We start from the raw sequence: 6,687 nt of genomic DNA, 5'->3' as shown, positions 1-6,687 counted from the left end.
ACCCGCCGGCCCGAGATCGAGGTGTCGGCGATCGCGCCCAGGCACTCCTTGGTGACGTCATCGACGATGTTGAGGATGCGGAAGCGCCGTCCATTGGCGAACTGGTCCGACACAAAGTCCAGAGACCAGCGTGCGTTCGGCCTGGCTTCCACCAGGATCGGCACGCGGACCCCACCGGCCTTGCGGCGGGCACGACGCTTGCGCACGGCAAGCCCTTCCTCCCGATAGAGCCGGTGGATGCGGTTGATGCCGGACGGCTCGCCCTCCCGCCGCAGCAGGACGAACAGCCGACGGTAGCCGAACCGCCGGCGCTCACTGGCAAGCTCACGCAAGCGAGCCCTAAGCTCGGTGTCAGGTGGCCGGCGAGACCGGTAGCGGACCATCGAGCGGTCCGCCCCGACGATCGAACAGGCCCGCCGTTCCGACAGGCCCATTCCGGCCTGCAGGTGCGCCGCTGCGGCGCGCTTGGCGGCAGGCCCTACCATTTTTTTGAGAGCAGCTCCCGCAGCGCGGCCGCATCGAGCATCTGCTCGGCCAAGAGCTTCTTCAGCTTCGCGTTCTCGTCCTCAAGAGCCTTAAGACGCTTCGCCTCCGAGACCTCCATGCCACCGAACTTGGCCTTCCAGTTGTAGAACGTCGCCTCCGAGATCCCGTGCTTGCGGACCAGGTCCGCCGTCTTCGCCCCAGCCTCGTGCTCCTTCAGCACCGCTATGATCTGCTCTTCCGTGAACCGCTTTCGCTTCATCTGTCCGTCCTTCGTCAGGGCGGACTCTAACTCGGTCTGGAGGAATTTCTTAGGGGCAGGTCACCCAACCAAAGCGGGACGATGCTCGGAACGGGAGATCAGCGGTGGCTGTTAACGGCATAGCTATCTCGCGATGGTAGAAGGCACTTGGAGACGCAGGCGGCGGGACTATGCGGGGTCGACCACGTCCCAAATCGTGCCTACGCCGAACCCAGCCAGAAGCCCGACTGGATAAAACCAAATAGTGTCGGGAGCGCCCATTGAGCCAGAGGCCCAATGCAGAAATCCCATTACGCCCCCGCCTGTAAGGACCAGCACCGCGCTTGTTAAAGCGTGTTTGTCCCATTCCTTGACTTCTTGCACGAAGAACCCGGCAAACATGCCGATCAGTAGGCCAAGTGATGTGGCGCCGAACTCCGGAACCCTAACATTTCCAGCGTAGGCCTGAAGGGAGCAAAAAACGATTGGTATTGCGGCAAGCGTTACGCCGACCCAAAACGTAAATTTCTTGAAAAATGGTTTTGACGGTGCGGTTGTCATCAGCAAATTCCCCGACGCTATTGTCTTCGGTGCCGCTTCGCCTTCTTGCGGCGTTTTCTACTAGCGGACAAAGATGTTGTGTGGTTGGGCCATCTCGCCCCGCCAATCTTAGTCGCGTTGCACCCGTTCGCAACAGCCGCTGTAAAGCCGCCCCCGATGAGTACCAAGAAGCGCGAGGCGATCTTCAGCCCTCAAGTTGGCCGGCGCGAAGATATGCGCCCGGAAGACACGGCAGCGGACGGAACATGCCGCGCCGGAGCCGAATATGTGTCGCCGATGCGCATCTGTCGTTTCGGAGTTGATCTGCTTGTGCGGGTGCCGACATGATCAGCGCTCAATCCCATCTTTTGCGGCGTGGAGCGGCTAGTCAGCGATATTCAAATCGGAGATGCCCAGCTTATTGAGCCGGATCTTAGTAGGGTCGATCTGTGTCGGGTCATTCGGGAGATCAATCCATCCATCCTCGGATGGCTCAAGGCTATAGGCAAAGGCGGTGTGGTGGTCCTTGTTGTCCTCGCCGGCTCGATAAATCACGCACCCAACCAGGTACAAATAGGATTGGGTCCGAAATGTCTTTGGCCAATCCTCTTGATGAACGACAGTGATGGGAGACGTTGCGGAGGTCGCGTCGGGGAAGATTGTCAAGCCGACTGCGCGCTTGCCTCTCGCGCAAGTGCCTTGTTGGCTCTCCTTCAACTGTTGCGTCTGGTCGGAGGCGTTCGGCACAATCGCGACGAGACCAACCGCCACCGCTTGCGCAGGGACATGACCGATGTTCTTGATCGTTCGGTCGACGTTCGTCGTGTAGTCGAACCGACCGGGATAAGGCGTACCAACGAGCCGAAACGCAGAGACTTTGTTGACGTCAATTGTCAACCAAGCTCGCTGAGCCTCCCTGGCAGCATCGACCTGATCCCGGGCCGCCCTGAGTTGCTCCTTCGTGTCGAGCCAAGCTGCGAGGGCGAAGATTGCCAACGCGAAAGTGAGAATCACGTTGAGCCACGCGGGAATATCGACAGGCTCCTGCCTGCTCATGGCGGTTCTCATCCCGAAAGCAAGTACCGCCACACCAAGAACAACGCCGATAAGCGGTTGCCATTCCTTGAGCGTGTCGAGACTGATCGGCATCCAAATGCCGGGCCATACCGCCAAGATAGCGCAAACCACCAGGGCGGCCATTATCAGTAGTCTGGAAAGGCGATGCTTGGTCATATCTCAACTCTTGCGTGCCGATTCAGTTTTGTCGAGTCCTCTGAGACTTGGCGGCGATGGGCACCGTCGCACAGATGATCTCCGTGCACCACGATCAAGGTTGCAGATAAAACGCGCTACATGGGCGGCTTAGGAGGATCGTCTCCTTCTGGTCCATCGCGACATTTTCTGCGCTCGCACCAAGACGGTCGATGATGGAGCGGAGCCGACATCAACGACCATTTGTGAGTACCCGCCTCGCCGCCACAAATGCTCGCGTGGAGGGCTCGGGCGCCCTCGCGCAGTCAGACCTAACGGCAAGCGCAGCCGCTTTATCCGCGACACCTGCTTGGCTTCGTGACCAGCGCTCCCAACCGCGACCGAACAGTTCGGCACGGAGCGTTCGATGACACTTCCATATTTCCGACTTTCAGTCTGCCGGACCAGGCGAAGGGCAGCGTAACAGGGGCTGTCGTCACTGTTCAGCAGCCAGCGATAATCGGCCGTGAGCGGCAGCAATATCCAGGTTGGACGTCCCACGTTAGCGAAGATTTCTCTTTCGCTTTTTCAGAAGTCGTGTATGCTACGCTCCATCCCGCCTCGCTGGAGGGGCGTATCGCGATCGTCACGGACGTTGAGCGCGGGATGCGGTGGGCGTGTCGAGGCTGCAGCGGGTTCATCTCGCCGACGAACAGCAACGATACGCACGGTCAAGTCGCGCGGTCCTGATACTCCGACGCTAGTATCAAGTTCGCGACGAGGCTTCGCCTCGCGCGGACGACGGTGGCCAAAAAGCCCGGCGCACCGGGGAGAACGCGAAGCAGCCGTTAAAGCCATCGCGCAGGGAATGCCGGATGATTCGGCTGATCCTGTGGTGACTGCCGCCTGCTTTTCTTACTGCAGGCGGGCCATGGGTGAGGCCTTCACCCGGCATTCCCTGCCCCCTCTTCGATTCAGAGGGTGAGCGAGACGCAGCAAAACCCGGGCACCTCGTGCCGCGGGACAGTGAGATCATGCGCGAATGGCTGAACAGCATATTCGGCGTCGTCCCGGCCTTGCGCCGGGACCCAGAGCCACAGGATGAAGTCGTTGCCGCACGCTGGTCGGACCATCGAACCACAACGACATCTCCCTGGGGTTATGGGTCCTGGCTTTCGCCAAGACGACGGTGAGATCGGGGATAGCGCGCCAAAACGACAGGCCGGCCCTGCATCTCTCCCTTGTCCAGCGACGCGGGATCGTATCCGCTCCGGGACGGAATTTGGTGGCGCACACTCATCGAACGTCGAGTCGAACCGCCTTGCCGGGACTTATGGGTCCCAGCGCAAGGCCGGGAGGACAGCGACTCTTGGACGCCGGCCACGCCCTAAAACCCGCATAATTACCGCCTGAATCCGCAAGCCAAATCAGCTACACTCATCCCGTGACAGTCAGCCCTACGATTCTTGTCTTCGATTCCGGCCTCGGTGGCCTCTCGGTGCTGCGCGAGGTGGTCCGCGCGCGGCCCGACGCGCATTACGTCTATGTCGCCGACGATGCCTTCTTCCCTTACGGCCATCACACCCAGGAGGCGCTGATCGCCCGCGTGGTCCCGCTGATGGGGGACCTGATCGCCGCGCATCGGCCAGACCTGATCGTGATCGCCTGCAATACCGCCTCGGTGCAGGTGCTGGCGCCGCTGCGCGCCGCCTATAGCGTGCCCTTTGTCGGCACGGTGCCGGCGATCAAGCCGGCCTGCGCGCAATCCAAGACCAAGCGTGTCTCCGTGCTCGGCACCAAGGCCACCGTGCAGCGCGAATATACCCGCGCGCTGATCCGCGATTTCGCCGGCGGCTGCGAGGTGACGCTGGTCGGCGCGCCGGAGCTTGCCGCGCTTGCCGAGGCCGCGCTGAGCGGGGCCGGCGCGGCCGACGACGCCATTGCGGCCGAGATCGCCCCCTGTTTCGTCGGCGACCCCGCCGATCCCACTGATCGCACCGACACCATCGTGCTCGCCTGCACCCACTTCCCGCTGCTGCTCGACCGCCTGACGCGGCTCGCGCCCTGGCCGGTCGCCTGGATCGACCCGGCGCCGGCGATCGCCCGCCGGGTATCGGATCTGCTGGGGCCTGCCGGCCCGACGGCGGACCCGGCCGGGGCGACCATGATCTTCACGTCGAACAAATCGCATCGGCTGAGCGAGGCCTTCACGCCGTTCTTTGGCGGCCGCGTGCCGGCCTGATCGCCTGGAGTTGTGACGCCGATGCCGACGCCACCCCTCAACCGTCTCAAGCAGGCCTGGCGCGAGGGACGCCCGACCTTCGGCGCCATCGCCACCATCCCGAGCATCCAGACCGTGCGGATCATGGCGCAGGCGCTAGACTGGATCATCGTCGATCTGGAGCACGGGCCGATCGACCTCTCGACCGCCCACGGCATGATCATGGCGACGGCGGGCACGCCTTGCGTGCCGCTCGCGCGCGTCGCCGCCAACGAGCCGCATCTGGCGAAGGCGCCGATGGACATCGGTGCGCTCGGCATCAATTTTCCGATGATCTCGAGCCGGGCCGACGCCGAGAAGGCGGCGCGCAGCCTGCGCTACCCACCCCGCGGCGAGCGGCTGTGGGGGCCGTTCCATGCCCCGTTCCGCTGGAACGTCTCGATGGCCGACTACATGGCGAGCGCCGACGACGACATGATCTGCATGATCACGATCGAGCATGTCGAGGCGGTCGAACGCATCGACGAGATCATGGCCACGCCCGGCATCGACATCGCCGTGATCGGCCCCGGCGATCTCGCCACCTCCATCAACAAGCGCGGCCTGATCGATGATCCGCAGGTGCAGGAGCTGGTGGCCCGCGCCGAGCAAGGCATCTTGCGAAGCGGCGTACCGATCGGCGGGGTCGCGCGCACCGCCGAGCAGGCGAATGCGATGATCGCACGCGGTTATGTTGCACTGGCGCTCGGCTTCGACTGGTCGTTGTTTCAGCGCGGCATCGCGGCGAGTTTTGAGGGAATCAAGCGCCGATGAGCCGATCTTGGTCTTACCCCGATTACCTGCAGCGCGGCGGAAGTTCCCGATGGGGCCAGCCCAGCACAGTAAGCGATTGAGGACCCGTGGCGATTTGTCCTGCAGGACGAAGCCGCTTGCCACGCAGGCACCATAAACGGTAGCTAGCCAAGCCCTACGTCGCTGGCGTGAGGTCGGCCAGACCGTAACGAGCCTTTCGGAGTCCGGGACAGGAATGCGCGGAACGAGCAAGAAAATATCGCCGCCGCGCCGCCTCATCGTCGATTTGATGCTCGCGTCACGAGACGTGCCGTTCGTATCACTGGCACGGTCGCTGAACATCCGTGCGCTGCTGGAGGCGCGCGGCCTGCTCGCCCAGCCGCCGGGTTTCGCGGCGATTTTCGCCAAGGCCTTCGCGATCGTGGCGCGTGACGAACCGACGCTGCGCACCGTCTACGCCAAATGGCCCTGGCCCTGCTTCTACGAGCTGCCGCGCAGCATGGCGATGGTCGCAATCGCCCGCGTCGAGGATGGGGAACCTTGCGTTCTGCCGCAGTGCGTTTGTGGACCGGACCGGCTTGCGCTCACCGAGGTCGACCGGCTGATCCGCCATGCCAAGGAGGCGCCGATCGCTGAGGTGCCGATGTTCCGCAAGATCATGCGGGCGACGCACCTGCCCTGGCCGCTGCGGCGGCTGGCCTGGCGGATCGGGCTGAATTTCGCACGCCAGCGCGGCAACTGGTTCGGCACTTTCGCCGTCACCGGCGTTGCTGCCTACGGCGGGGGCGAGCTGCAGGCGCTGAGCCCGGGGCCGTATATCCTCAGCTTCGACGTGGCCAAGCCGGACGGCAGCATCGCCGTGATGATTCGCTGGGACCACCGGGTGACCGATGCGGCCCTGATCGCCCGGGTTTTCAGCCAGCTGGAGCAGGTGCTCAATACCGAGATCGCAACCGAGCTGCGCGGGCTGCGTGCGGTCGAGCTCAAGGCCCTTCGAGAGCCGGTGCGGGTGGCCGGGGCGCGGGGCAGCGGCCATTTGGGCCTCTGATCCCGGCGGATTCGGCCGGTTTTCGTCGGATTCTGGCTCAAAATGGGAGCTGAAGGGTTTGACAAACCACCGGTTTCTCGCCTAGAACCCGCCCTGCTCGCGGGCCGTTTCGGCCCGCGAAGCGTTTCGCGACCCGTGGTCCGTCCCTTTGCAAGCTTTGGGGCCGGACCT

5 protein-coding genes and 1 pseudogene are annotated in these 6,687 nt (G+C 63.4%); 3 read left to right on the top strand and 3 right to left on the bottom strand.

Annotated features, from left to right (window positions below):
• The 3 genes and pseudogenes from QXZ85_RS30495 to QXZ85_RS30485 all read right to left on the bottom strand — a co-directional run.
• Positions 1 to 745 (bottom strand): annotated as a pseudogene (locus tag QXZ85_RS30495) (IS3 family transposase); the annotation flags it as partial.
• Positions 746 to 913: 168 nt separating this feature from the next.
• Positions 914 to 1,285, bottom strand: a complete 372-nt coding sequence (locus tag QXZ85_RS30490) for a hypothetical protein (RefSeq protein WP_316168771.1) — start codon at positions 1,283 to 1,285, stop codon at positions 914 to 916.
• A gap of 363 nt (positions 1,286 to 1,648) precedes the next feature.
• On the bottom strand, positions 1,649 to 2,497 hold the full coding sequence (locus QXZ85_RS30485) for a hypothetical protein (RefSeq protein ID WP_316168769.1): 849 nt from the start codon (positions 2,495 to 2,497) through the stop codon (positions 1,649 to 1,651).
• Between the two features lie 1,402 nt (positions 2,498 to 3,899).
• On the opposite strand from QXZ85_RS30485, the gene murI reads away from it, so the two are divergent.
• The 3 genes from murI to QXZ85_RS30470 all read left to right on the top strand — a co-directional run bounded on the left by murI (position 3,900) and on the right by QXZ85_RS30470 (position 6,516).
• Positions 3,900 to 4,697, top strand: coding sequence for a glutamate racemase (gene murI, locus QXZ85_RS30480; protein WP_315762090.1), 798 nt, complete (start codon positions 3,900 to 3,902; stop codon positions 4,695 to 4,697).
• Positions 4,698 to 4,718: 21 nt separating this feature from the next.
• On the top strand, positions 4,719 to 5,489 hold the full coding sequence (locus tag QXZ85_RS30475) for an HpcH/HpaI aldolase family protein (protein ID WP_316175441.1): 771 nt from the start codon (positions 4,719 to 4,721) through the stop codon (positions 5,487 to 5,489).
• Positions 5,490 to 5,703: 214 nt separating this feature from the next.
• Positions 5,704 to 6,516 (top strand): acyltransferase, encoded by an 813-nt coding sequence (locus tag QXZ85_RS30470; RefSeq protein ID WP_316175439.1) that lies wholly within the window; start codon positions 5,704 to 5,706, stop codon positions 6,514 to 6,516.
• Positions 6,517 to 6,687: the final 171 nt, after the last annotated feature.

Origin of the sequence: Bradyrhizobium sp. SZCCHNGR1005 (assembly GCF_032489995.1) — a bacterium.
In the GTDB taxonomy this organism is placed as follows: domain Bacteria; phylum Pseudomonadota; class Alphaproteobacteria; order Rhizobiales; family Xanthobacteraceae; genus Bradyrhizobium.
This window is presented reverse-complemented; position numbering and strand designations above follow the sequence as displayed.